This window comes from Paractinoplanes globisporus DSM 43857 (assembly GCF_000379645.1).
Classification (GTDB): domain Bacteria; phylum Actinomycetota; class Actinomycetes; order Mycobacteriales; family Micromonosporaceae; genus Actinoplanes; species Actinoplanes globisporus.
Genome location: NZ_KB903357.1, coordinates 169252 through 193239, shown reverse-complemented (window position 1 = coordinate 193239; position 23988 = coordinate 169252). Strand labels below are relative to the sequence as shown.

Here is a 23988-nt window from a genome sequence, read left to right as displayed (position 1 = left end):
GATCGTATGACGATGATACATTCCCGAGACCCAAAACCCCTTGTGAGGAACCATCATGGCGCGATTGGGTTTCGCTCGCCGGCTGGCCACGGCCGACCGGTGTCTCTTCGGTACCTGGGTCAAGATCCCGGCGCTCGAGCCGGTCGAGATCCTGGCCGACGCCGGGTACGACTTCATCGTGATCGACCAGGAGCACGCGCCGCTGACGCTCGAGTTCACGTACCAGGCGACCGTGGTGGCGCAGGGCGCCGGCCTGTCGGTCCTGGTCCGGGTGCCCGACCGCAGCGGCAGCCACCTGCAGCGGCTGCTCGACGCCGGCGTCGACGGGATCCTGGTGCCCCGGGTGACCACCGTCGAGGAGGCGGCCACGACCGTCCGGCAGATGCTCTTCCCGCCCGCGGGCGACCGCGGCATGGGCATCACCTCCCGGGCCGGCCGGTGGGGCGGCCTCGACCGTACGGAGTATCTCCGCTTCGGCGACGAGGAGGTCATGCGCGCCGTGCAGCTCGAGGAGCGCGCCGCGATCGAGGCGGTCGAGAAGATCCTCGACGTCCCCGGCCTCAACGGGGTCTTCCTCGGCATGGGTGACCTCCAGCTGTCGTCCGGCCTTCCGCAGTCCGACCCCGACCTCCAGCGGCTCACCGACCGGTTCCTGACCGCCGCGGGGGAGCGGGGCGTCCCGGCCGGCACCGCCGTGCAGACCGCGGCCCAGGCCCGCGAGGCCGCCGATCGCGGCTTCCGGTACGTGATGGTCAGCAACGACACCAGCCTGCTCAGGAGCGCCGCCTCGTCCGTCGTGGCCTCGCTTTTGGAAATGGGAGACCCTCATGGCGTATGACCCCACCGACCTGCGCTCCACCCTGCCGTCGGCCGCGGCGACAGCGACGCCCGAGCGGTTCTCCGGTTCCGAGCACGTCAGGCTCCGCGACCTGGCGCCCGCCGAGAAGACCGGCGATGTCGCAACCTGGTACGCCCGCGGCCAGAACTTCGTGGTCGGCTACTCGGACATCGATGGCACCGCCACCTTCACCCGTTCGCGGCAGCCCGACGAATATGTGGTGCTGCTGGCCGACGACGCGCTCGCGGCCGTCGTCGACGCGCCCGGCGAGCAGGTCTCGGCGCGCGGCCGCACCATGCTGGTCGTGCCACCCGGCGACAGCACGGTCACGGTCACCGGGACGGGCCGCGTGCTGCGGCTGCTGACCACGCGCTCGGAGGACGTGGCCACCCTCGCCGCCAACGCGGACTCCTACGCCGAGCCGCACGAGAACATCCCGCCGTTCGAGCCCTGGCCCCAGCCGCTCGGCGGGTACCGGGTGCGCGCCTACGACCTGACCGTGCCGCCGCTGGCCAACCCGGCGTTCCGCCTCTACCGCTGCACCACGTTCATGGTCAACTTCATCGACCCCAAGCAGGGCCCCCGCGACCCGTCGAAGCTCTCGCCGCACAAGCACGACGACTTCGAGCAGTGCTCGATCGTGCTGGCGGGGGAGTACACGCACCACATCCGCTGGCCGTGGACCACCGACAAGGCCCAGTGGCGCGCGGACGAGCACGAGACCGTGCTCGCCCCGGCCGTCACCGTCATCCCGCCGCCATCCCTGCACACCAGCGAGGCGATCGGGGCCGGCGCCAACCACCTCATCGACGTGTTCTCGCCGCCGCGGTTCGACTTCTCGGCGATGGAGGGCTGGGTGTTCAACGCCGCCGACTATCCCGCGCCGGACGCCCGATGACGGCCCTGCGGGTCGCGATCATCGGCGCGGGCCTGGGCGGCATCGCGGCCGCGGTCAAGCTCCGGCGGCTCCGGGACGTCTCGTTCGTCATCTTCGAGCAGTCGGCCGGGGTGGGCGGGACCTGGTTCGACAACCGCTATCCCGGCTGCGAGGTCGACGTGCACTCGCACGCGTACTCGTTCTCCTTCCTCAAGTACGACTGGCCGCGTACCCACGCGACCCAGCCCGAGCTGCTCGCGTACGCCGAGCACGTGGTCGAGCGCTTCGGCCTGACCCCGCACCTGCGGCTGAACACCCGGGTCACCGACCTGGTGTGGGAGGAGTCGACCGGCCGCTACACGCTGTCCACCGAGCACGGCGACAGCGCCGAGTTCGACGCGGTCGTCTCCGCGCTCGGCCTGCTCAGCGTGCCGCGCTATCCCGAGTGGCCGGGGCTGGACACCTTCGCCGGTCCGTGCTTCCACACCTCGCGCTGGGAGGAGCACGACCTCGCCGGCAAGTCGGTCGCGGTGGTCGGCACCGGGTCGACCGCCGTGCAGATCGTCCCGGCGATCGCGCCGGTCGCCCGCCGGGTGCACGTCTTCCAGCGCGAACCCGGCTGGATCGAGCCCAAGAACGAGCGCGAACTGAGCCCGCGCGAGCGCTGGGTCTACCGGAACGTGCCGCTCGCCCAGCGGCTGAGCCGGGCCTTGATCTTCCACCGCGGCAACCGGCGATTCCGGGGGTACGACGTGGGCTCGCGCCGCCAGCGGCGGATGCGCGAGCTGTGCCAGGGGTTCATCGCCCGCGCCGTCGACGACCCGGCGACCCGGAGCGCGGTGACCCCGGACTACCCGTGGGGCTGCAAGCGACCGGTCCTGTCGTCCACCTTCTATCCCGCGCTGAACCGCGACAACGTCGAGCTCGTGCCGCACGCGGTGCGCCGGGTGACCCCCACCGGCGTGGTCGACGAGACCGGCACGGAACGCGACGTCGACGTGGTCGTGCTCAGCACCGGCTTCCAGCCCACCCGCTTCCTGGCCGGCATCGACGTCAAGGGCCGCGACGGTCGCAGCATCCACGACGCCTGGCGCGAGCGGGCCAGCGCCTTCCTCGGCATCACGGTGCCGGGCTTCCCGAACTTCTTCCTCCTCTACGGCCCCAACACCAACGGCGGGGTGTCGGTCATCGCGCAGCTGGAGCGGCAGGCCGAGGTGGCGGTGCGGGCCGTGCGGCGGATGGCGCGCACCCGGCGCACCGTCGACACGTCGCCGGCGGCGGCCCGCCGGTACCTCGCGTGGATCGACCGGCGGATGACGACCAGCGCGTCGGCGATGAACGCCGGCTGCCACAACTACTACCACGACCCGGCCGGGCACAACGTGACCCAGTGGCCGGGCGGCCACCTGCTCTACGCGGCGGCCACCCGGGTCCTCGCCCGGTTCGGGATCAGGACAGCACCGTAGGGTGCCCGCCGGCCAGCGACACCTCCGCCACGTGCAGGCCGTCGTCCCACGCGGCCGACGGGAAGCGGGACCACACCGCGGCCTCGTGGAACGGAAGGATCCGCCCGGTCTCGCCGCCGACCGCGGCCAGCATCCGGTCGGCGAGATCGAGCCAGGCCGCCGCGCCGCCCGTGGTCATCGCGATCGGCGCGAGGACGCCGTCGCCGCGCAGGCCCTCGAGGTTCTCGTAGCTGTAGACGTTGTCCCCGGCGAACAGCCAGGCGCCGTCCGCCTCGTTGGTGACCGCGACCAGCTGCGAGCCGGCCGTATGGGTGTCGTGGGCCGGCCACAGCTCGAGGCCCGGCGCGACCTCGGCCGGGCCGTCGGCCAGCGTGTGCGGGCGGGCGGCGAGCCGGCCCGGCAGGTCGGCCTGGCACGACCGGGTCAGGAACTCGTACCGGGCGGGCCGCGCGGCCGCGGCGAGGTAGCTCTCGATCTCCCGCCGCTGGATCCAGACGTGCGCCTCCGGGAAAGCGTCGACGCAACCGGCGTGGTCGAAGTGGTTGTGAGTCAGCAGCACGGTGTCCACCTGCCCGGGACGCACACCCACCCGGGCGAGCACGTCGACCGGCGCGCGCCAGCGGGTCTCGCCGTACTTCGCGGTGAGCCGCCCATAGGCCGCCTCGTCCGCGAAGCCGGTGTCGACCAGCACGCAGCGGTCGGCCGAGCGCAGCAGACCGAAGCAGTACGGCATCCGCCGGTGGCCCTCGTTCGGCTGGGCGGCGAACAGGTTGCTCGCCGGGAACCGGTCGACGTAGCCGTACTCGAGGATCCAGACGGACCAGCTCACGACGGCGGCCGGACGTCGAAGACCGCGAGCTGCCAGGCCACCATCGTGTAGTAGCCGACGATGGTGACCAGCTCGAACAGGCCGGCCTCGCCGAGCGCGCCGACCGCGGTCGCGTACTCGTCGTCGTCGAGCGTGCCCCGCCCGAGGATCCGCACGGTCGTGCGGAAGCAGCACGCCTCGACCTCGGACAGGCCGGCCGGCTCCTTGCCGTCCGCCAGTGCCGCGAGGTCGTCCGGGGTCAGGCCGGCGGCCGCGCCCGCGAGCCGGTGGGCGTGCAGCTCGAAGGGGCTGTCGTGGTGCTCCCCGACGAGCAGGATCGCGATCTCCCGGGCCCGGGCCGGCAGCCGCGAGCCGAACCGGACCGCGCCGCCGATCTTCTGCAGCGCGTGGCCGAACGCCGGGCTGAGGATCCAGACCGCGGGCGGCCCCTGGAGCCGTCCGTCCGGCGTGACCAGCGTGAACGGGCTGTCCGGCGCCGCGCGCGGGCCGGTGGCGTACCAGTCGTAGAGGGCCCGCTGGTCGTCGGTCATGTCCGCCGGATCGACGTCGTCGACTCTCATGCCGGTTCTCCCAGGAACGCTCGGGGGTTGGTGGAAACCATGGTGCCGATCTGCCCGGCGGTCCAGCCGAGATAGGCGAGCTGCTCGACGAACATGCGCAGGCACTCCGGCTCGGGCGGCGCCCATCGCGAGAACACGTCGGTGGTGAGGATCGCCCGCCCCGGCCCGACCGCGGCCAGGGCCTCGTGCACGTCCCGGATCGTCAGGTGCCCGTCCGGATGCACCAGCGGCGCGTTGCAGAACTCGAGGAAGGCGCCGGTGTCGGCGAGGTCGCGCAGCACGGCCGGGTCGGTCGTGTAGTGCAGTGGATGGGTGATCAGCAGTCGCTGGCCGGCCCGGGCGCAGTAGGCGGCGACCGCCCGGCTCTCCGCGACGGAGGCGTGCCCGGTGGCCAGCGCGAGGCCGAGCGCGCGGCAGGCATCGACGACGGCGCGGGCCCGCCCGGACAGCGCGCCGGAGCCGTCGAGCAGCGTGACGGTCGTCCGCGCGTGGTATTCCGCGAACGACGGCGCGGCCCGCCGCAGCAGCATGGCGATGTACCCGTCGCGGGCGGCGTCCGCGGCGGAGCCCCAGGTCGGCAGGAACACCACCCGGGCGCCGTGTGCCGCCGCCAGCTCGACGACGCTGGGTTCGAGCCCGCCGGCCGGCGGGTTGAGCGTGATGCTGCCGTGCACGGTGAACCCCGTCCCGGGCAGCGCCTCCCGCACCGCGCGGGCCCGGTCGGTGGTCGACCACAGGTGGGACTTCAAGACCCACCCCGCCATCCCGTACGCCCGGGCGAGCCGCGCGACGGCGATGTCGTCGCCCCGGTTCGGCAACTCCGCCGACACGTCCGGCTGCCCGTGGACGTGCACGTCGATCGCACCGCGCAACAGGCGGTCGAACTGATCGGGCTGGGCCGCCGCGAGCAGCTCCTGGTTCGGCTCGGTCATCCGGCAGATTGTATGACGGTATGACGACAGACTCAATGACGCGTCAGGTCGGGTCGAGGCCGACGAAGCGGAGCCGCCGGCCACCGAATCCCAGGACGCTCTGGACTTGGTGGCGAAGGAGCCGCCCGGCGCGGCCGAGGTGGAGGAGCTTCGCATAGGCGCGTGGCCGGCGGTTTGCGGCTCACACCGGCCGGGATGCGCCGCCCGGGCAGAAACTGGTGACCGGCGAAGACATCGGGCAGGTGGTGCTTCGCCCACCGCGACGTGTCCTCGCCCTCCAACCACACTGAGTCACACTCCGGGCAAAGCAGGAACTCCGCTCCGTCCTGGATGCTCCGATAGATGTTCTTTTCGCCCTTCTTCTCGTTGTGGTGCAGGACGAGGATGGCCTGCACGATCGCGGTTGCGCGGCGGGGGCAGCAGCCCGGCGGGGTTCACGACCTGACCGCGGCCCGCACCCACACCATCATCGACACGATGGCTTCGCGACGTAACGCCAAGCGGTCGTGACGCCGATCTGGAATCCGCAGGCCAGCCGGGTCAGGGTGTCGCCGTTACGCAGGTAGGCCAGAGCGAGCAGGGCCTGCCGGCCGGGTCGAGCCGCCGCCACCAGGATCGCCGCTGGTCACACCGGTTTCGGAATCGCGGCAGGGTAAGACAGCACAGCGAGGCTCCCGGTTGGGGCATCGGATCTCAGCAATGTCCCGCGGGGGGCGACCGGGCGAGATCCATCGCTGCGCCACGTTCACCACATTTGACGGATATCGTCCGCCGAGAGAGGCCGGACTCGCCGCAACCACGTAGCAGCCCGGGCCATGGCACGCCCAGCCGGACCATACCCAAAGCCGGGCGGGCCGACGCGGCGCGCTCACGGCCGTAGCCGATCGGACGCAGACCTACGCTCGGCACGAGCGTAGGTCTGGAGGACCCGAGACGATGAACGCGGCGCGTCAGTTCGCGATGTCCTTCGTGAGGAAGTTTGCCCAGGCCGCGCCGAGCAAGACCACCAGGTAGACCAGCTGGATGCCGGCGCCCCGCTCGATGTCGCGCCACAGGACCGGCTCGCGGAAGAAGTCGACCCAGGCCAGCCAGTAGCGGGTCGGCAGGTAGGGGCGGATCGCCGCCGCCGCGTCCAGCGTGACCAGGACCTGGCTGGTCACCAGCACGGCGAGGGCGCCCATCGCGGCGCCGAGTGCCGAGTCGGTGACGGTCGAGAGGAACAGCGCGATCGCGGCCACGCCGAGCATCGAGATCACGATGTACGCCACCGTGCCGAGCAGGCGGAGCACCAGGCCGGCCGGGCTGATGGTGACCCCGGACAGCGAGGTCACGTCGGGCGGCAGGGTCACGCCGGCCGCGCTCGTGCCCACCCCGAAAAGCACAAGCCCGGTGACGTACGACGTGATCAGCACCGTCATGATCGCGAACAGCACGAAGGTCACCAGCGAGACCAGCTTGGCGACCAGCAGCCGGGAGCGGCCGACCGGGCGGATCAGCAGGTAGCGCAACGTGCCGGTTGACGCCTCGCCGGCCACGGAGTCGCCGGCCAGCACCGCCACCGACACCGGCAGGAAGACCGGCAGCACCAGCGCCATCGCCGCGGCCGGGTAGAGCGTGCCGTTGCTCAGCACCGCCGACAGGAAGGCCCCACCCTGACCGGGCGGCGGCGGGATCCGGGTGGTGGCCAGGAAGACGGCCACCGTGAACGGCAGGGCACAGAGCAGGCCCGCGATCACGTACGTCCGGGGGCGCCGGAAGAGTTTCGCGAGCTCGACCCGGATCATCGGCCCGCCTCCACCCGGTCGGCGCTGGTGGTGGTCGCGTCCAGCACGACCTGTTCCAGCGTGCGCCGCTCGACGGCGAGCGCGGTCACCGTCACCCCGGCCGCGACCAGCTCGGCGTTGAGCGTGCCCGGGTCGTCGTGGCGTACGGTCAGAAATTGTCCTTGATGGTTTTCGACGCGGCCGTCCAGCAGGGCCAGCGCCCGTTCGGGAGTCGGCGTGCCCACGGTCACCCGGCCGGTCGGTGTGCGCAGATCGTCCAGTTCGTCCTGCACGACCAGACGTCCGCGGTCCATCACGCCGACCCGGGTGCAGAGCGCGTCGACCTCGGCGAGCAGGTGGCTGGAGAGGAACACGGTGGCGCCCTCGCCGTTCAGCTCGGCGAGCAGGTCACGGATCTCCCGGATGCCGCGCGGGTCGAGCCCGTTGGTCGGCTCGTCCAGGATCAGCAGCCGCGGTGTGCGCAGCAGGGCGCCGGCCAGTCCGAGCCGCTGCCGCATGCCCAGCGAGTACGCGCGGACCGGTCGGCGGTCGATGCCGGCCAGGCCGACCCGTTCCAGCGCCTCGTCCACCCGTTTGCGGCGATCCCGTCGCGAGCCCCCGGGCCCGGCCGCGTCGAAGAGTGCCAGGTTGGTGCGCCCGGACAGGTTCGGGTACGCGCCCGGGCCCTCGACCATCGCGCCGATCGAGGGCAACACCTCCCGGACCCGTTTGGGCACCGGTTGCCCGAGCACCTCGATCTCGCCACGCGTCGCAAAGACAAGACCAAGCAGCATGCGTACGAGGGTGGTCTTGCCGGAGCCGTTCGGGCCGAGCAACCCGTACCGGTCGCCCTCGCGGACGTGGAGGTCGACGCCGTCCACCGCGACGGTGCGGCCGAAGCGCTTGGTGAGGTCCCGGGTAGTGATCATCCAGGCGCCTCCGCCAGTCCGACGGCGAGCCGTTGCATCAGTGGCGTCCCGACCAGGCCCGCGACCAGGTACGTCCGGTTGCCGGCCCGCACGGCGAGCACGCTGAGCAACCCGGTGGCGATCACGGCGGCGTCGACCCCTTCGATCTTCTGCCCGTACGTCTCGATCTGCTGGTACGCGGGCCCGCCGAAGCGCCCGGGCAGCGCGGCCACCACGACCGAGCTCAGCCCGGTGCCGTAGACGCCGGCCGCGGACAGGCCGGCGATCGCGTCCCGGCGCGGAAGGCCCGCCAGCGCGGCCGGCAGTGCCACCGGCCGCCTCCGGTTGATCGCGCCGAGAATGTCGGGCGCGGTGGTGGTCGTGTACCCGATGCCCGGCCGCGGCGCCGGCGGGATCAGCACGGCGTCGTCCGGCGCGCCGAAGTGGATCTCCAGGAAGCGGGTGACGAACACCGGCCGGCTGCCGCCCTTCGCGGTGATCTCGGTCTGCAGCGGCAGCCCGTTCCCCGGGTCGGCCCAGACGTCCACATGGTCCACGGTGGTGTCCGCGCTCGCCGGGATCAGCCGCAGCCCGGCCGCCTCGACCCCGGCGACCCGCTTGCCGCCCAGCTCCTCGACCCGGTCACCGGCGGCGGTGGTCAGGATCCGGCGCGCCAGCTCGGGCGGGGTGAGGTCGGCGGCCCGCGGGAGGCGTACCGGCTGGTCGCCCTCGATCCGGGTGAGCTGGTTGTCGCCGAAGTCCCAGACGAACTGCGCCTGCGGGGTCTGGTAGAGGTCCCGCTCGGTGCCCTCGCCGAGCACGTCGACCCGCCAGCGGTCCTTGGCCGCGTACCACGTGCGCATCTCGGTGGTCCCGCTGGCCAGGGCCGTGACCTGCGCCAGGTTGGGCAGCGCGGGCAGCCCGAGCAGGCCGGTGCTCTGCGCGTACCCGTGATAGGCCTGCGCGCCGGATGCGGCAATCCGGGCCCGCAGGGTCGCGGGCTCGACGCCGGCCGCGGGGGCGGGCCAGACCGCGATCGTCACCGGGACAGCGGCGAGCACGGCGACGAGCCCCAGCACGAGGGCCCACCGGCGAAGTCCCTGCGCGGCGACGACGGTGCGGACCATAGGCCAGCAAAGCTACCCGCGCCAGCGGAGCATCGCGGCGGTGGCGTCGTCGCGCAGTTCCCCCTCTTCGTAGGAGACGATGGCGCGGATCAGGCGGCGCATCGTCTCCGCCGCCGGGGTGCCCTGGCGCAGGGCGTCCACCAGGAACTCGCTGAGCCGTTCCACTCCGAACTGCGTGCCCGACGCGTCCCGCGCCTCGGTGATGCCGTCCGTGTAGAGGACCAGCGAGTCGCCCGGCTCCAGCTGCTCCTCGATGACGCGCGGCGGGCGCGCGACCATGTGGCCGAGGCCGAGCGGCAGTGCGTTGGGCGCGGGAAGCGGGGGGAGTGCCCGTCCGCCTCGCACGAAGAGCTCGGCGGGATGACCGGCACTGATCCGCCGGTACCGGCCGGTCGGCATGTCCAGCTCGGCCACCAGCGCGGTGACGAAGGCGCCCGGATACTGCGCGCGGATCCACTTGTCGATCGACCGGCACGTGTCGGTCAGGGAGAGGCCGGACCGGCGGGCGTTGCGGTACGTGTTCAACGTCAGCGTGGTCAGCGCGCTCGCGGCGATCCCGTGACCGACCGTGTCGAAGAGCGCGACGTGCAGGACGTCACCGTTGGCCGCGTAGTCGAACGCGTCGCCGCCCACGTCGTAGCACGGTTCGAGCACGGCGGCGACCGTGGTCCCGTCGACCGTCAGGGTGAGCGGCGGCAGCTGGTTCCAGATGATCTCCGCGGCCAGCTGCATGGGCAACCGCCGGCGGGTGTGCTCGACCGCGTCGCCGTAGAAGCGCCGGCTGGCGATCAGCTCGGCGACCAGGGCCGCGATCACCTCGAGGTCCTGCCGCGCGGAGTCCGGCGGGCGGGCCTTGACCCGGAGCTCGAAGACGCCCAGCCGCTCGGCTCCGTGCAGCAGCGGCAGCCACAGCACTCCGCCGTCGCCCTCGTCGAGCCACTGCGGCTGGGCCGTCGTGAAGGCGCGGCCGGCCGGCGTGCCGTCCACCGCCCGCACGGTCGCCCGGGCGGCCCCGCTTGCGCGCAGCGGGTGCAGCGCCACCTGACCGTAGTCGACCAGGAGCACGGTGGCGGTACGAGCGTCGAGCAGGGGCGCGGCCGACGCGAGCACCCTCGGCAGGTCCTCGGCCCGGCCGTGGTGCCTCAGATCCATGAGCCGGCGTACGGCCTCCATCGACGCGAGCATCAGACCCATCTTCCTGCCCGTACGGCGAAACCGCAGCGCGACAGCGTGGCGACCACCCCGGGCGGATGATGCCGCCGGGGGCGCAACCGACCAGGCTGGTGCATTCGCGACGGTTCGGAGGAATGCCGTGAGAACACGTCTGCTCGCCCTTGCCCTGACGCTCGGGATCGTCGCGGCCGCACCGAGCGCGTCGGCGGCGGTGGGAGCGTCGGGTACCCGGCCGAACCCGTATCCGATCAGCTGGACGCCGTGCCCGGACCGGCCGGACGCCCAGTGCGGCACCATGCGAGTGCCGCTGGACTGGTCCCGGCCGGGCGGCGAGAAGATCACACTGGCCATCGCCCGCCGCCTGGCCACCGACCGCGCCCACCGCGTCGGCGCGCTGTTCGTCAACCCCGGCGGGCCCGGAGGCGAGGGCGCCGCGATCGCCGCCAACGCCGACCTGATCTTCTCGCCCGAGCTCGTGGCCCGCTTCGACATCGTCGGCGTCGACCCGCGGGGCATCGCCGGCAGCACCCCCGTGACCTGCCGCGTCCCGGGACCGCAGCCCGGCTACACCCTGTTCCCGCGTACCGAGGCGCAGTTCGCGCAGATGGTCCGGCAGAACCGCGAGCTCGGCCGGGGCTGCCTGGAACGGACCGGCGCGCTGCTCGGCCATGTCGACACTGTCAGCGTTGCCCGCGACCACGAGGCGGCACGGATCGCCATCGGTGAGCAGAAGTTCAACTGGCTGGGCCTGTCCTACGGCACCCAGATCGGGGCCAACTACGCGGAGCTCTTCCCGGGCCGGGTCCGGGCGATGGTGTTCGACGGCGCGCTGGACCACAGCGCGTCGAGCGTGGGCCTGCTGGCCGACGAGATCGCCACCGTCGAGGACGCGTTCAACCGTTTCGCCGAGTGGTGCCGGACGACGTCGGCCTGCGCGATGGCGGGACAGGACGTGGCTCGCGCCTACGACGAGATCGTCGCGCGTGCCGACGCGTCGCCGATGCCGGTGCCCGGCGCGGACCACCCGGTCACCGGTGAGGACATCCGGATGGCCACGCCGCCGTTCCTGGAGTTCAAGGAACCCACCGTCTTCGCCCCGGTCTCCGGCTGGCTCCGGCTGGGCGCCGCGATCCGCGACACCCTGGCCGGCGACGCGTCGGCCTTCGCCACCCCGCCGCTGCAAAGCCCCACCGAGGGTCTCTTCGGTGCGCTCTCGGTGGTCTGTCAGGACTATCAGCTGGAGGTGCGGACCTTCGCGGACATGCAGCGCCGCATTCAGCTCGGCCGGTACCTGGCGCCCCACCTGCAGGGCGGGAGCCAGAGCTGGCTGATCAATCGCTGCATCGGCTGGCCGGTGCCGCCGTCGAACCCGTCCCGCGCGCTGGACGTGCGCGGGGTGCCCCCGATTCTGATCGTCAACGCGACGCACGACGCCAACACCACCTACAAGTGGGCGCACGTCGTCGCCGGGCAGATCCGGGGCAGTGTGGTCTTCACCCGGGTCGGCGACGGCCACACGTCGTACCTCGTCTCGCCGTGCGCCCGCGCCGTGATGGACCGCTACCTGATCGATCGGACGCTCCCCGGCCCGGACCAGGTGTGCACCGACTGATACGCACACGAACCAACCCACCCTGTGCGACCGGCACGGAACGGCGGTTCCGAACGGTCCCTAGCCGGGACCGGTCGGGCAGGCGGTCGGCTGGGTCAGGGGGGAGGTGCCGAGGGCGCGCAGCACCAGAGCCGTCACGGACGGGTCGGTGGGCAGGTCGCCGTGGGCCACCCGGGCGGTGGGGCAGATGCTCTGCAGGGGCACGTTGATCGCGCCGTCCAGCCGGGCCGAGTCGGGCGGTTGGACGGTCTCGTCGTTCTCGGTCCAGATGGACAGCCAGGGCAGGCCGTCCGGCAGCGGGCCGTCGATGCTGGTCAGCAGGTCGCTGCCGGGAGCCAGCTCGCGACAGGCTCGCGGGCAGGCATCGGGTGCCAGCGCGGCGCCTTCGCCGGCGATGCGGGCGCCGTGCAGCGGGGAGCCGAGCGTCACGATCCGCCGGGCCACCTGGGCGCCGTCGTGCCGGTCCACCCAGAGCCGGGTCACCACGCCGCCGGCCGAGTAGCCGATCACGTCCACCGACGACGAACCGTCGCGCAGCGCGGCGCGTACGGCATCATCGAGGACTTTGGCCTGCGCTAGCAGGTCGCCGGTGCCGTCCCCGGGCAGCGTCAGCACGTCGGTGGTGCGGCCGGCCTCGTTCAGTCGCTCGGCAAGCCGGCTCAGGGCGGTGCGACTGCCGCCATAGCCCGGAACCAGCAGTACGGTGCCGGGCCGCGCCTGATCGGGGCGGACACCGCTGTCCCTGCCGCCGAAGATCCGGACGCCGGCCACGACCACCAGCGCGACGATCACGGCCGCGGCGGCGCCGCCCAGCAGCAACCGCCGTCGAGGTGACACCCCTCCATCATGCCGCTCCCCGCCGGACTACCTCCGAGGGTCGGCGGCGGGCGCGGAACGGAACACGGTCGCCGCGGGACGCTGCGCCGCCTTCGGATCGGCGACGACCGGCTCAGGCGATTCGGCCCCTTCCGGGTCGTGGATGCGGCGGTGCAGCCCCTCCGCCTTCTCCCGCATCTGCCGCAGCGTGAGGTCGTCCCGCTCACCGACCAGCTCCACCTCGATCCGGCAGAACCGGTCACACGGGTATTCGACGACGAACGTCGCCTGCGCGCCGGCCGTCACCGCAGCTCCGAGGCGCTGACACCGTCGAGTTCTTTTCGCATGTCGCGATCGTAGTCGCGAAGCCGATCGCCAGTCCCGCCGACGGTGCGTTCCCGTAGGACACACCGGCGGGGAGCCGCCCTCCGGTACCATCCCGGCCGCCTACGGCTCAACCGGCACTGCCTCGATCACGGAGACATCCGTGGTGGTGGGCACGACGCGGGTCACGCGCAGGCCGGCCGCGCCGAGCAGGGCCTCGTACTCGGCGCGCGTGCGTTCCTGACCGCCGGGCCCGACCAGCATGTTGAGATCCGAGAACGCCGCCGGCAGGTCCGCGGGCGGATACGGCGGTCCGGTGAGCACCCGCTCCAGCACCAGCATCACCGAGCCGGGGTGCATCGCGCGGCGGCAGGTGCGGGCGATGGCCAGGGCCCGCTCGTCGGGCCAGTCGTGCAGGATCGACTTCAGCAGGTAGGCGTCGGCGCCGGGCGGGACGGCCGTGAAGAGATCGCCGGGATGGACCTCGCAGCGATCGGCCACGCCGGCCGCCGCGAGCACGGCCGGTGCGGCCTCGACGACGTGCGGCTGGTCGAGCAGGAGGCCGCGCAGATACGGGTGGCGGCTCAGCACCGTCGCGAGCAGGGCGCCGTTGCCGCCGCCGACGTCGGCGACCGTGCCGAACCCGGCGAAGTCGTACGCCTCGAGGACGGCGTCGGCGACGTGGCGGGACAAGGCGGCCATGGCCGCGTCGAAGCCGGCGCCGGCCGCGGGGTTGCGGGCGCGGTACTCCCACACGGTCGCGCCGTGCACCGATTCAAAGGCATTTTCGCCGGTACGGACGCTGTGCTCGAGCGCGCCCCAAGCGCCCCACATCGACGGGGCGCCGGCGAACGCGGCCCAGTCGCCGAGGCCCTCGGCGCGCAACTCGGCGCCGAGCGCGGTCGAGGCGAAGCTCCCGTCGGGCGCCTCCGCGTAGACGCCGGCAGTGGCGAGGGCGCGCAGCAGCCGGTGCAGTGCGCGCGGGTCGCAGCCGGTGACCGCGGCCAGGTCGTCGGCGGTGCGCGGGCGCTCGGCGAGGAGGTCGGACAGACGCAGTACCGCCGCGACGTACAGGGCCTGCGAGATCCGGAACCCGTTGATCAGGCCGAGCAGGTGGCGGCGACGATCGGCATGCTCGCTCATGAGGAGGATCGTCGCAGGCCCGGCGGGGTGCGTTCACGGGTAACTTCCGGGATGGTGTCGTATCGGGGCGCGGCCGTTCGTGGAATTGGTGTGGGTCGGCCGGCCCGCACCTCGGGAGCAGGAGGAGACGACCGTGACGGAGTATCTGATCACCTTCAACGACGAATGGGTGCCCGACCACACGGAGCAGCAGATCAACGACAAGGCCGTGGCCGCCCGGGTCGTGCTCGAGGAGATGAAGGACCAGGATGTCCTGATCTTCACCAACGGCGGTCTCGATCGGTCCACCGCGCTGTGCAGTGTCGAGTCGGTCGACGGCAAGGCCGCCTTCACCGACGGGCCGTACGCCGAGACCAAGGAGCACCTCGGCGGCTTCTGCGTCGTCCAGGTGTCCGACGACGAGGCGGCGCGATACTGGGCCGGCCGGCTCGCGACCGCGCTCGACTGGCCGCAGGAGGTGCACCGGTTCCGGATGACCGGGCAGTCTCGGCGTACCGGCGCCGAACCGAAGTGAGCCCGGTGCCCAGGTACCTGCTGTCCGCCTACGGGCCCGCCTTCCCCGACACCGGCGCCTTCGACGAGAGGCTTCGGAAGGACGGCCACCTCGTCTTCGCCGGCGGCCTGGAACCCGCGATGACGGCCACCACCGTCGACGGGCGCGGGGCTCTCACCGATGGGCCCTACCTGGAGACGCAGGATTCCCTCGGCGGCCTCTGGGTCATCGAGGCGGCCGACCTCGACGTGGCGCTGGCGCTCGCCGCCGAGGGGTCGAGGGCGTGTCGCGGCAGCGTCGAGGTCAGACCATTCCGAACCGCCAAATCGTGATCGGTACTACCGCCGAACAGGCAATCACCCGGACCCACCAGGAGGAATGGGCCCGGCTGGTGGCCGACCTCGCGCGCCGTTTCGGCGACCTCGACGTCGCCGAGGAAGCGACGGCCGAGGCCTTCGCCGCGGCCGCGGAGCGGTGGCCACGCGAGGGCGTACCGCCGAATCCAGGTGGTTGGCTCGCGACCACCGCCTCCCGCAAGGCGATCGATTGGCTCCGTCGCGAGTCGCAGCGCGACGCCAAATACCAGGCGGCCCGAATGGTGTACGACGACTCCCCGCCCGAGCCGACCGGACCGGTCGAGGACGACCGGCTCCGGCTGGTCTTCACCTGCTGCCACCCCGCGCTCGCCATGGAGGCCCGGGTGGCGCTCACCCTGCGCCTGATCGGCGGGCTCACCGTCGCCGAGATAGCCCGCGCCTTCCTGGTGCAGGAGACCGCGATGGCGCGACGGATCACGCGCGCCAAGGTGAAGATCAAGGCGGCGCACATCCCCTACCGGGTGCCCTCGGCCGGCGACATCCGGGAGCGGCTCGCCGGCGTGCTCGCGGTCGTCTACCTCATCTTCAACGAGGGCTATCTGGCCGGCGAGGGCGACGACCTGGTGCGCGCCGACCTCACCGACCAGGCTGTCCACCTCGGCCGCCTGCTCCGGACGCTCCTGCCGGACGACGGCGAGGTGGCCGGCCTGCTCGCGCTGATGCTCTTCACCGACGCCCGGCGCTCGGCACGCGTGTCGCCCACCGGAGAGCTGGTGACCCTCGCCGAGCAGGACCGCGGCGCTTGGGACCGCACCCTGATCGCCGAGGGCAACGCCCTGGTCCGCGAGCGCATCCGGGCGGTGGCGGCCGGCGGCGGCCCGCCCGGGCGCTACCAACTTCAGGCCGCGATCAACGCGGTCCACGCCGAGGCCCCGTCCGCCCGCGACACCAACTGGCCCGCGATCGTCGCCCTCTACGGCAGCATGCTGCAGATCGACCCCTCGCCGATCGTGCGGCTGAACCGCGCGGTCGCGATCGCCGAGGTCGACGGCCCCGAGGCCGCCCTGGCCGAGATCGACCAACTGGCCGGACCTCTGGACGGCTACCACGCCTTCCACGCCACTCGAGCCGACCTGCTGCGCCGCCTCGGCCGCACCGGCGAGTCCCGGTCGGCGTACAACCGGGCCATTGGTATGGCCGGCAACGCCACGGAACGGTCCTACCTCACCCGCCGCCGTGACCAACTCCCCGGCGCCGGGTCCGGGACGTCCACGCGCCCCGGACCCGGCGGGTGCTAGCGGGCCCCGGTCATCAGGACGAAGCTGAAGCGGTACTCGCGGTGGTGCTTGAACTGCCCGATCGTCGCCGTCGACCCGGCGTCGAGGGTTCCGGTGCCGGTGTAGGTGCGGGACCGCTTGGCGTAGTCGACGATCCGGACCGTCGACGAGGCGTTGCGGCGCGTGCCGTCGGCCGTGATCGTCACCTTGATCGGGCGGCCCCGCCCGTCGCGGATCGTCGCCGTGCCGCGGATCGTCGTGCGGCCGCCCTTGGTGGTCACCTGGTACGCGCCGGCCACGACCGTGCCCGAGACGACGTCGCCGTGCCGGCCGGAGACCGTGAAGACCAGGCGCTGCCGGGTGGGCGGCGCCGGCGCCGTGACGTGCACGGTGACGGTGGCCGGGGCCGACCGTGCCCCGGACGGGTCGACGGCCACGTAGCCGAAGGTGTCGTCGCCGGTGAACGACGGGCTCGGCGTGTAGGCGAACGAGCCGTCGGCCTTGAGCGCCACGGTGCCGTGCTTGGCCGCGGTCGCCGGCGCCGCGGTCAGGGTGTCCCCGGTGTCGCTGTCGGTGTCGCCGTTGAGCACGCCGGGCGCGGCGACCACGAGTTGCCGACCCTGCGGCACGGTGAACTCGTCCGGCGCGGCGACCGGCGCCGCGTTGACCGCCGACTCGATCGTCACTCCGTCGATGTCGACCGACGGGAAGCCGGGCGTCACGTCGCAGGCGTCGCCCTGCCCGTCCGCGTCCTCGTCGTTCTGGTCGGGGTTGGCCGTGGCCGGGCAGTTGTCGCTGCCGGCCGGCACCCCGTCGCCGTCCTCGTCCACGACGACCGGTGCGGTGGCCGCGGCCGCCTGCCCGGAGCTGCTCGTCACGGTCACCTTGACCAGGCCCTGGTACTTTCCGGGATACGTCCAGCTCACCGTGGGTGTGGCGGTGGTCTTGTCGACGGTGCCGTCGTTGTCGAAGTCCCACCCGTAGCTCAGCGTCCCGCCGGCCGGGTCGAACGAGCCGGAGGCGTCGAACGCGACCGGCTTGCCGGTGGCGCCGAGGTAGCCCTCGCCCACCCAGGCGTACGGCGCGGTCACCGACGACTGGACGATGTCGCCGATCGCACCGGCCACATCGGCGGTCCCGGTCGCCTCGAGCACCTTGCCCCCGGTCCCGTCGGCGAGCGGCTTCAGGTTGTCCGCGGCCCCGGTGTCGACCACATTGATCACCGCGGGGTCGATCGCGTTGGCGTGCGCGATCACCTTGGCCGCGGTGAGGCCGCTGACCGGCTCCGGATCGTGCGCCGGCGCGTCGGTGAAGACGATCACCTCCTTCTTCACGCCCGGACGCCAGTCCAGATTCAGGGCGGAGGCGATACCCGAGTACGCCGATTCCGGCGTGTCGCCGCCGCCGTTCGCGGTCAGCGTGGCCACCGCCGACTTCACCACCCCGGAGTCCGACGTGAAGCCCTGGTCGACGCGGCCGGCGTAGTCGTCCGGGTCACCGGTGTAGTCCGGCTGGTCGCGGAAGCTGACCACGGCCATCCGGTACGACGACGTGCCGGCCGCGAGCTTGTCGGCCACCGCGTCGACCTGGTTCTTGACCGCGTCGATCGTGCTGGACATGGACCCGGTCGTGTCGATGACGAAGGCGAGGTCGAGACTGCCGCCTTCGGCGGCCGGGTGCCCGGCGCCGAAGCTGTTGCGGGCCGCGAGCAGGGCCGCATACGCGTCGTGTCCCGCGCTGTTCGGGTGGTACCACTCGTCCGTGGTCAGGGTGGCGAGTTTTTCGTTCAGCCACGACTGCGGGTTGCTGTGCGTCGGCCGTGGGTCCGGCTCGTGCCCGTCGAAGGTGCCGATCACGTTGTCGATGTAGGTCACGAACGGCTTCCCGGCCGCGGTGTTGGCGGCGGCGACCGCGGCCTGCTGCGCGGTCCGGCCGTCCACGCCGAGCTTGCGGACGTTCGTCCCGGCGTCGTACGTGTCGGTGACCTCGTGCAGGAGGTTGTGCGACTTGAGGACGTACGAGTAGGACCCGATCAACTGCGGGTAGCCGAGCAGCACGATCTGGGCGTCCGGCCGCAGCTTCGCGCGCAGCTTGGCGAAGGCGTCGGTCAGGTTCGCCCGCACCCCCGCCAGCCCGGTCTCGGCGTCGTTGACGTGCGTGCGGCAGTGCCCGGGATCGCGCAGGCCGACGATGAAGCACTGCTTGACGATCTCGGAGAACTCGACGTCGTCGCCGCCGAAGGTCAGCAGCACCAGGTCGGTGTCGGCGCCGACCGAGTCGATCTGGGCGTCCAGCGTGCCCTGGCATTTGCCGTCGCTCAGCCGGGCGACCGTCTCGTCCGGCGCCTGCTTGGGGCATGCGATCCCGCTCGGATAGCTGAACGGCTTCAGGGGCCGCTTGCTGGTCAACGTCTTGATCACGCCGCCCGAGCAGGCCCGGTTGACGACCTCCGGCGCGTAGCCGTTGGCGCTCAGCGTCCGCGCGTACCGCATGGCCCAGTTGTTGGTGCTGCGAAAACATCCGGACAGCGCGGTGTACGACCCGGCGCCGTTTCCGGAGGAATATGAATCGCCCACCACCACGATTTTGATGGGCTGTTCACGGGTCGCGGCCTGTGCTTCCGGCCGGAGACTGAAACCGACGATCCCCGCCGCGGCGGCCACCACGGTGGCCGTGATCAATGCGATTCTTCGATGCCCCATGGCACTCCCATCAGTGTGGATGCGGCCACCATCGCAATGCTGGGCAACAATTAGCAATGCCGGTTACAGCGGTTCGGGGTCAGTGCGACGGGCACGAACAAAGGCCGATCATCCGATGCATTCCAGAAACACCCTAAAGTGGTACGCCTATTTCACGGCCGCATTCGGTGCCGAGTTGGCGGTTCCCCGCGTACCGGCTGGTATCCGGAGAAGGCCGACTCGAGCACGCCGTCCCCGTTCGTGACGGCCGGCAGTCGGCTCTGAAGGGCTTGAACCTCGGCGGCCGGCAGCTCGGCCTCGATGCTGACGTCCTGGCCGTGCATCGACTGTGCCCGGACCGCCGCGCCCTGCCGCGCGAGCATGGCAAGGATGCTGCCCACACTCGCCGCCGGCGCATCGATCCGCGCGCGGGACATCGGCTCGCAGACGTAGGTTCCGGCGTTGTGCAGAGCCCGCATCAGGACCAGCGGCGTCAGTTTGCGGAAGTCGGCGGCCGTGCTCGTCGGCCCGCGTCTCGACGGCGGTCCGTCGGCGACGCTGTAGTTGCTGCTGGTCATGGTGACGAGGCAGTCGTTCACTGCCCAGCCGTACAGACCCTCCTGGAGCGCGGCGCGGACGTACTGCTCCATCGCGCTCGCGAATTCTCCGACGGTGCCGAAGACGTACAGCGGAATCGATTGATAGCCGACGTCGAGGCGGAACGCGAATCCGGTCGCGGCCGGTTCGACGCGCAGGCCGATCGCGGCGTGGAAGGGGTTGGTCGCGCTGTTGAGCGTCTCCTCCGCCGCGCCGGCGCCGGCCGGCCGCTCGATGTACAGCGGCGTGGTCTCGCGGAACGTCACCGCGATGCCGTAGTCGGCGGCGAGCGTCGCCTCGATGACCTCCTTCTGGACCTCGCCGTAGAGCGATACGGCTACCTCGCCGGACGGCTCGGAGCGGATGTTGATGAGCGGATCCTGCTCCACGAGCTGGGTCAGGGCGGCCCGCAACGCGACGTGCTGCTCGTGCCGGTCGGGCGTGATCCGAGCCTCCAGGGTCGGCGGCGCGAAATGATGCGGCACCGTGTCGTCCTGGTGCACGCCGATCTGCTCGCCGATGCGGACGTGCGCGAGACCCCACAGCTTGCCGATGTCACCCGCCTCGACGGCGCCCCGGCGCACCCACGCGCCGCGCTCGAAGACGCTGATCCCGGTGACCTTGTCCTCGTCGTGGTGCACGCGGTCGCGTACGCGCAAGGCACCCGAGAACATCCGCACGTACGCGATCTTCTCGCCGCCGGTACCCCGCTCGATCTTGAAGATGCGGCCGGAGCGCGGTCCGCGATCGTCGCGCTCGGCCACCGGCAGCAGGCCGACCAGCCCGCCCATGAACTCGGCCGTGCCGGTGCCGGTCATCGCCGAACCCACGTAGACCGGGTACACGAGTGATTTCGCCGTCTGCTCGGCGAGAGCCGCTCGCAGCCGGGCCGGCGTGACCCGGGCCGGATCGGCCACGTACGCCTCGAACAGCGCATCGTCCTCGTCGACGAGCGCTTCGACCAGCGCGGAATGGAGTCTGTCCGGCTCGGGTTCGACGGTCGCCGCCGCTCGCGTGCCGGCGCCGACGGCCCGGGTCAACGGCACGGCGCGTACGGCCAACCGCCGTTCGATCCCGCGCAGCACGGCGTCCACGTCGGCGCCACCACGGTCGATCTTGTTGATGAACATCAACGTCGGCACTCGCAGGCGCTGCAGCGCGCGCATGAGCACGCGCGTCTGCGGCTGCACGCCCTCCACCGCGGAGATCACCAGCACCGCGCCGTCGAGTACGCCGAGAACCCGATCCACCTCCGCGATGAAGTCGGGGTGGCCGGGCGTATCGATGATGTTGACCGACACGTCGTCGATCACCAGCGAGGCGACCGCGGAGCGGATCGTGATTCCGCGCCGGCGTTCCAGGTCGAGCGAATCAGTCAGCGTCGTACCGTCGTCGACGCGCCCGATCGCACCGATGGCGCCCGCCTCGAAGAGCAGGCGCTCGGTCAGCGTCGTCTTACCGGCGTCGACATGAGCCAAAATTCCAAGATTGAGTGCGCGCGACAACAGCCACATCCTTCGAACCGGTGAACAGGATTTCGAGAGACATGACAGCTGTGCGCATTCGGACTCCTCGGGTCGGCAATTCCCGCCAGCTAATCACGGGTCCGGGCCGCGGGCGACCGATTTAGTGACACCGCCCGGGCGGACGGATCATCAGGCGGTGGCCGTGGGAGTGATACCGGCCGCCGTGTCGAGCTCTTGCAACAGTTCGTGAGCGGCCAGCTCGATGTCCTTGTGGCGCCATTCCGCGGCTCGGTAGACGCAGGCGATCAAGCCGGTGCGGTGGATGCGGCGGAAGTCGCCGTAGACGAAGGCGTACCGGCCCTTGGTCTCGTCGCCGGCGCCGTCGGTGAGGCCGAGGTGCCACGCGCCGTACTCCTCCCACGAGTGCCGTTCCAGGAACGCGTTCTCGGCGTCGGCGCGTGGCTGGACGCTGCCCCAGTCACTGTCGAGCACGTACTGCCGGGCTTGGATGAGTTGCCGCGCGCGCTCGCTCGCCGCGGGATTGACGTAGTAGGTGGCCATGCCTACCTGGTTACCCCGCGAGGTGAGGGCCGATGCGTTCTCAGACCGCTCGAACCTCGGCGAGCCGCTTGATCGAGTACGCGTCGTCCCAGCAGACGGCGGCCTCCCAGGCGGCCGACGCCTGTGCGGCGATGTCGTGCGCGCGGTCGTCGAGGCCGGCGGCGTTGCCGGGCAGCACGAGGTCGAGGTCGGGGACGTCGACGTGCGCCTCGTCCCAGTCGATCAGCGCGACCCGGTTCGCGGTCATGCGTACGTTGCCGGGGTTGGGATCGCCGTGCACGACGCACGTCGGGCGTCCGGCCAGCCGTGCCCACGCCGCCCGGCATCGGGCAACGCCCTCCGGCGGCATCGCCCCGAGGTCGACCTTCGTCCCGGTCTCGGCGTGCAGGAGGTCGGTCGACGATCGCCAGCCCGGGCGCTGCGGCCGGTCCCGCGTCAGCCGGTGCAGCTCGCGGAGTGTGCCGGCCACGCGACGCCAGTCGGCCTGCGACTCGGGCGGTCCGCCCTCGAGGTAGGTCATCACCACCAGACCGTCGGCGAACAGCCGGCCGTCCGTGGTCGGGATCGGCACCGGCACGGTCAGGCCCGCACGGTCGAGGTAGTGGAGGAGGTCGGTCTCCCACGCGAGATCGGCGTCGCTCCGCCCGCCGAGACGACCGACGGCGAGTTGCCCGTCGACGCGTACGCGCCACACGTCGTTGGCGACGCCGCCGGCGAGCGGTTCGACGCGATCGGCCTGACGCCACTGCCCGAGTGCCTCCCACCCCACGGGCCACACCTTATGGGGTCAGTACCCGGCGTCGTCCAGCGCTTTTGTGGCGAGCTCGCGGCCGAGGGCGATCATGTCGGCAGCGCGGTGGAACTCCAGCACGCCGCCCGCGGAGACCGGCACCGCGATGTGCACGTCCGGCGGCAGGCCCGCCATCCGGTACCGGGCGATCATGTCCTGCATCGCGTCCAGCGAGTCCGTGATGACCTCGGACAGGCGCGGGCCGGCCGGAACGACGACCCCCTCCGCCGATGCCCCCGGGCTGCCGGCGTCGGCGCGATGCTGCATCGCCTGACGCAGGCGCGCCCGCCACTCCCCGGAACGTTGCCGTTTGGCCGCCGTACGGATCGGCGCGGCGGACTCGTGATCCGGGCGGCGGCCCAGCAGGGAGACGGCCACGGTCAGGTCGGCCGATGCCGAGGCGGTCGGCTCGATCGGCACCGGGTTGAGGAGTCCACCGTCGGCCAGCACCCGACCGTCGGTGAGCACCGGCGTGATCAGCCCCGGGATGGCGATCGACGCCCTGATCGCCGAGCGCAGGGACCCCTTCTGGAACCACACCTCCCGCCGGGCGGTGATGTCGGTGGCCACCGCCGTGTACGGGATCGGCAGATCCTCGATCTGCGTATCGGCGAGAAACGTGCCGAGGTGATCGATCAGACGATCTGCTGTGATCATGCCGGGCGCCGACCACTTGGGGTCGAACAACCGCACCACGTCCCGCTGCTTGAGCCCGGCCGCCCACTGCGTGAACTCGGTCAACTGCCCGGCGGCGAACACTCCGCCCACCAGCGCGCCCATCGACGACCCGGCGACCGCGACGATCTCGAAGTCCCGCTCGCCGAGCACCTCGATGACGCCGATGTGCGCGAACCCGCGCGCGCCACCGGACCCCAGAGCCAACGCGACTCGTCGCGACACGCCCCGATGCTAGTGGCGGCGGCCGAGGTCCAAGGGGGCGGACGCCATTTCGTCGCTCAGGCCGATCCGTCGAGGTCGCGGGCGAGCCATCCCGGTGTATCGAAACGGATGGGAACCGCGCCGACGAGTTTCGTCAGGTGGCCTTCGAGGGTGGCGAGCTGGGCCGCCCCGATCTGTCGCTCCCACTGGGCACGTAACTCGTCGAAGATCGCTTCGCCCTCGCGCATGACCTCGAAGCCGAGTGGAGTGACCTCGAGGCGCTTGCGTCGGGCATCGCGGGGATCGGGCTCACGCGTGACGTAGCCGCGTTCCTGCAGCACAGCGATGGTCTTGGCCGCCGATTGCTTGGTGATGGACAGTTGGCGGCCCAGTTCGGAGGCGCTGTCGGCTCCGGCCGCGATGGCCCGCATGGCGAAGTCATGAACCGGCCGCACGTCGTGGTAGCCGCGGCGGGCCAGCTCTTCCTTCGCGGCGTCGACGAGGGTGCGGAAGCCGCCGAGCAGGAGCAACGTCAGATCAGCGCCGGAGCGGGACATGC

Annotated in this window: 23 protein-coding genes and 1 pseudogene; 7 read left to right on the top strand and 17 right to left on the bottom strand. The window is 71.8% G+C overall.

All coding sequences use genetic code 11. The features are described from left to right. Positions 1–55 precede the first annotated feature (55 nt). Genes A3CQ_RS0148670 through A3CQ_RS56600 form a run of 3 tightly spaced genes read left to right on the top strand, consistent with a single transcriptional unit; the run spans position 56 to position 3181 of the window. Positions 56–838 (top strand): HpcH/HpaI aldolase family protein, encoded by a 783-nt coding sequence (locus tag A3CQ_RS0148670; RefSeq protein ID WP_063713687.1) that lies wholly within the window; start codon positions 56–58, stop codon positions 836–838. Continuing rightward, entirely contained in the window at positions 828–1736 is a 909-nt protein-coding gene (locus A3CQ_RS0148665) for a cupin domain-containing protein (RefSeq protein WP_020518259.1), read from the top strand. Before A3CQ_RS0148670 ends, A3CQ_RS0148665 begins: the two co-directional genes overlap by 11 nt. Continuing rightward, positions 1733–3181, top strand: coding sequence for a flavin-containing monooxygenase (locus tag A3CQ_RS56600; RefSeq protein ID WP_020518258.1), 1449 nt, complete (start codon positions 1733–1735; stop codon positions 3179–3181). The genes A3CQ_RS0148665 and A3CQ_RS56600 overlap by 4 nt, the downstream gene beginning before the upstream one ends. Here A3CQ_RS56600 and A3CQ_RS0148655 read toward each other — a convergent pair. The 8 genes and pseudogenes from A3CQ_RS0148655 to A3CQ_RS0148620 form a co-directional block, all read right to left on the bottom strand. Next, positions 3165–4010: an N-acyl homoserine lactonase family protein gene (locus tag A3CQ_RS0148655; protein WP_020518257.1), complete on the bottom strand. Its 846-nt coding sequence runs from the start codon at positions 4008–4010 to the stop codon at positions 3165–3167. The two genes, A3CQ_RS56600 and A3CQ_RS0148655, sit on opposite strands and share 17 nt — an antisense overlap. Beyond that, entirely contained in the window at positions 4007–4570 is a 564-nt protein-coding gene (locus A3CQ_RS0148650) for a carboxymuconolactone decarboxylase family protein (protein WP_020518256.1), read from the bottom strand. The genes A3CQ_RS0148655 and A3CQ_RS0148650 overlap by 4 nt, the downstream gene beginning before the upstream one ends. Further along, on the bottom strand, positions 4567–5502 hold the full coding sequence (locus A3CQ_RS61555; protein ID WP_020518255.1) for a DUF6282 family protein: 936 nt from the start codon (positions 5500–5502) through the stop codon (positions 4567–4569). The genes A3CQ_RS0148650 and A3CQ_RS61555 overlap by 4 nt, the downstream gene beginning before the upstream one ends. Positions 5503–5989: 487 nt before the next feature. After that, positions 5990–6189, bottom strand: a pseudogene (locus tag A3CQ_RS59955) (helix-turn-helix domain-containing protein); the annotation flags it as partial. A gap of 263 nt (positions 6190–6452) precedes the next feature. Beyond that, positions 6453–7286, bottom strand: coding sequence for an ABC transporter permease (locus tag A3CQ_RS0148635; protein WP_020518253.1), 834 nt, complete (start codon positions 7284–7286; stop codon positions 6453–6455). Then, positions 7283–8194, bottom strand: coding sequence for an ABC transporter ATP-binding protein (locus A3CQ_RS0148630; protein WP_020518252.1), 912 nt, complete (start codon positions 8192–8194; stop codon positions 7283–7285). The genes A3CQ_RS0148635 and A3CQ_RS0148630 overlap by 4 nt, the downstream gene beginning before the upstream one ends. Beyond that, a complete protein-coding gene (locus A3CQ_RS0148625; RefSeq protein ID WP_020518251.1) occupies positions 8191–9300 on the bottom strand; it encodes a LolA-like protein in 1110 nt (369 codons plus the stop codon). Before A3CQ_RS0148625 ends, A3CQ_RS0148630 begins: the two co-directional genes overlap by 4 nt. Positions 9301–9312: 12 nt before the next feature. Beyond that, positions 9313–10485 (bottom strand): PP2C family protein-serine/threonine phosphatase, encoded by a 1173-nt coding sequence (locus tag A3CQ_RS0148620; RefSeq protein ID WP_020518250.1) that lies wholly within the window; start codon positions 10483–10485, stop codon positions 9313–9315. Positions 10486–10612: 127 nt separating this feature from the next. Between A3CQ_RS0148620 and A3CQ_RS0148615 the strand changes: the two genes are divergently transcribed. Further along, positions 10613–12085: an alpha/beta hydrolase gene (locus A3CQ_RS0148615; RefSeq protein ID WP_020518249.1), complete on the top strand. Its 1473-nt coding sequence runs from the start codon at positions 10613–10615 to the stop codon at positions 12083–12085. Positions 12086–12145: 60 nt separating this feature from the next. Here the strand turns inward: A3CQ_RS0148615 and A3CQ_RS0148610 are convergent, their stop codons facing one another. From A3CQ_RS0148610 to A3CQ_RS0148600, 3 genes are all read right to left on the bottom strand, one after another. Next, a complete protein-coding gene (locus A3CQ_RS0148610) occupies positions 12146–12922 on the bottom strand; it encodes an esterase/lipase family protein (protein ID WP_157297211.1) in 777 nt (258 codons plus the stop codon). 27 nt (positions 12923–12949) lie between these two features. Next, the gene (locus A3CQ_RS0148605; protein WP_020518247.1) at positions 12950–13207 is read right to left on the bottom strand and encodes a hypothetical protein; all 258 of its coding nucleotides are present in this window, start codon (positions 13205–13207) and stop codon (positions 12950–12952) included. A gap of 141 nt (positions 13208–13348) precedes the next feature. Next, positions 13349–14368, bottom strand: a complete 1020-nt coding sequence (locus A3CQ_RS0148600; RefSeq protein WP_020518246.1) for a methyltransferase — start codon at positions 14366–14368, stop codon at positions 13349–13351. 133 nt (positions 14369–14501) lie between these two features. On the opposite strand from A3CQ_RS0148600, the gene A3CQ_RS0148595 reads away from it, so the two are divergent. Genes A3CQ_RS0148595 through A3CQ_RS0148585 form a run of 3 tightly spaced genes read left to right on the top strand, consistent with a single transcriptional unit; the run spans position 14502 to position 16476 of the window. Next, the gene (locus A3CQ_RS0148595) at positions 14502–14882 is read left to right on the top strand and encodes a YciI family protein (RefSeq protein WP_040434282.1); all 381 of its coding nucleotides are present in this window, start codon (positions 14502–14504) and stop codon (positions 14880–14882) included. Between the two features lie 5 nt (positions 14883–14887). Next, complete coding sequence (locus A3CQ_RS0148590) at positions 14888–15193, top strand: YciI family protein (RefSeq protein WP_245577686.1); 306 nt, start codon at positions 14888–14890, stop codon at positions 15191–15193. After that, a complete protein-coding gene (locus A3CQ_RS0148585; RefSeq protein WP_020518243.1) occupies positions 15190–16476 on the top strand; it encodes an RNA polymerase sigma factor in 1287 nt (428 codons plus the stop codon). Before A3CQ_RS0148590 ends, A3CQ_RS0148585 begins: the two co-directional genes overlap by 4 nt. Here the strand turns inward: A3CQ_RS0148585 and A3CQ_RS0148580 are convergent. The 6 genes from A3CQ_RS0148580 to A3CQ_RS0148555 all read right to left on the bottom strand — a co-directional run bounded on the left by A3CQ_RS0148580 (position 16473) and on the right by A3CQ_RS0148555 (position 23986). After that, positions 16473–19157, bottom strand: a complete 2685-nt coding sequence (locus A3CQ_RS0148580; protein ID WP_084699538.1) for a cadherin-like domain-containing protein — start codon at positions 19155–19157, stop codon at positions 16473–16475. The genes A3CQ_RS0148585 and A3CQ_RS0148580 overlap by 4 nt on opposite strands. 152 nt (positions 19158–19309) lie before the next feature. Continuing rightward, on the bottom strand, positions 19310–21247 hold the full coding sequence (locus tag A3CQ_RS56595; protein WP_040434259.1) for an elongation factor G: 1938 nt from the start codon (positions 21245–21247) through the stop codon (positions 19310–19312). Between the two features lie 141 nt (positions 21248–21388). Beyond that, on the bottom strand, positions 21389–21760 hold the full coding sequence (locus tag A3CQ_RS0148570) for a hypothetical protein (RefSeq protein ID WP_020518240.1): 372 nt from the start codon (positions 21758–21760) through the stop codon (positions 21389–21391). Between the two features lie 40 nt (positions 21761–21800). Continuing rightward, the gene (locus A3CQ_RS0148565; protein WP_020518239.1) at positions 21801–22529 is read right to left on the bottom strand and encodes a phosphotransferase; all 729 of its coding nucleotides are present in this window, start codon (positions 22527–22529) and stop codon (positions 21801–21803) included. Positions 22530–22547: 18 nt separating this feature from the next. After that, entirely contained in the window at positions 22548–23450 is a 903-nt protein-coding gene (locus A3CQ_RS0148560; protein ID WP_026207048.1) for a patatin-like phospholipase family protein, read from the bottom strand. 56 nt (positions 23451–23506) lie between these two features. Continuing rightward, a complete protein-coding gene (locus A3CQ_RS0148555; protein ID WP_020518237.1) occupies positions 23507–23986 on the bottom strand; it encodes a MarR family winged helix-turn-helix transcriptional regulator in 480 nt (159 codons plus the stop codon). Positions 23987–23988: the final 2 nt, after the last annotated feature.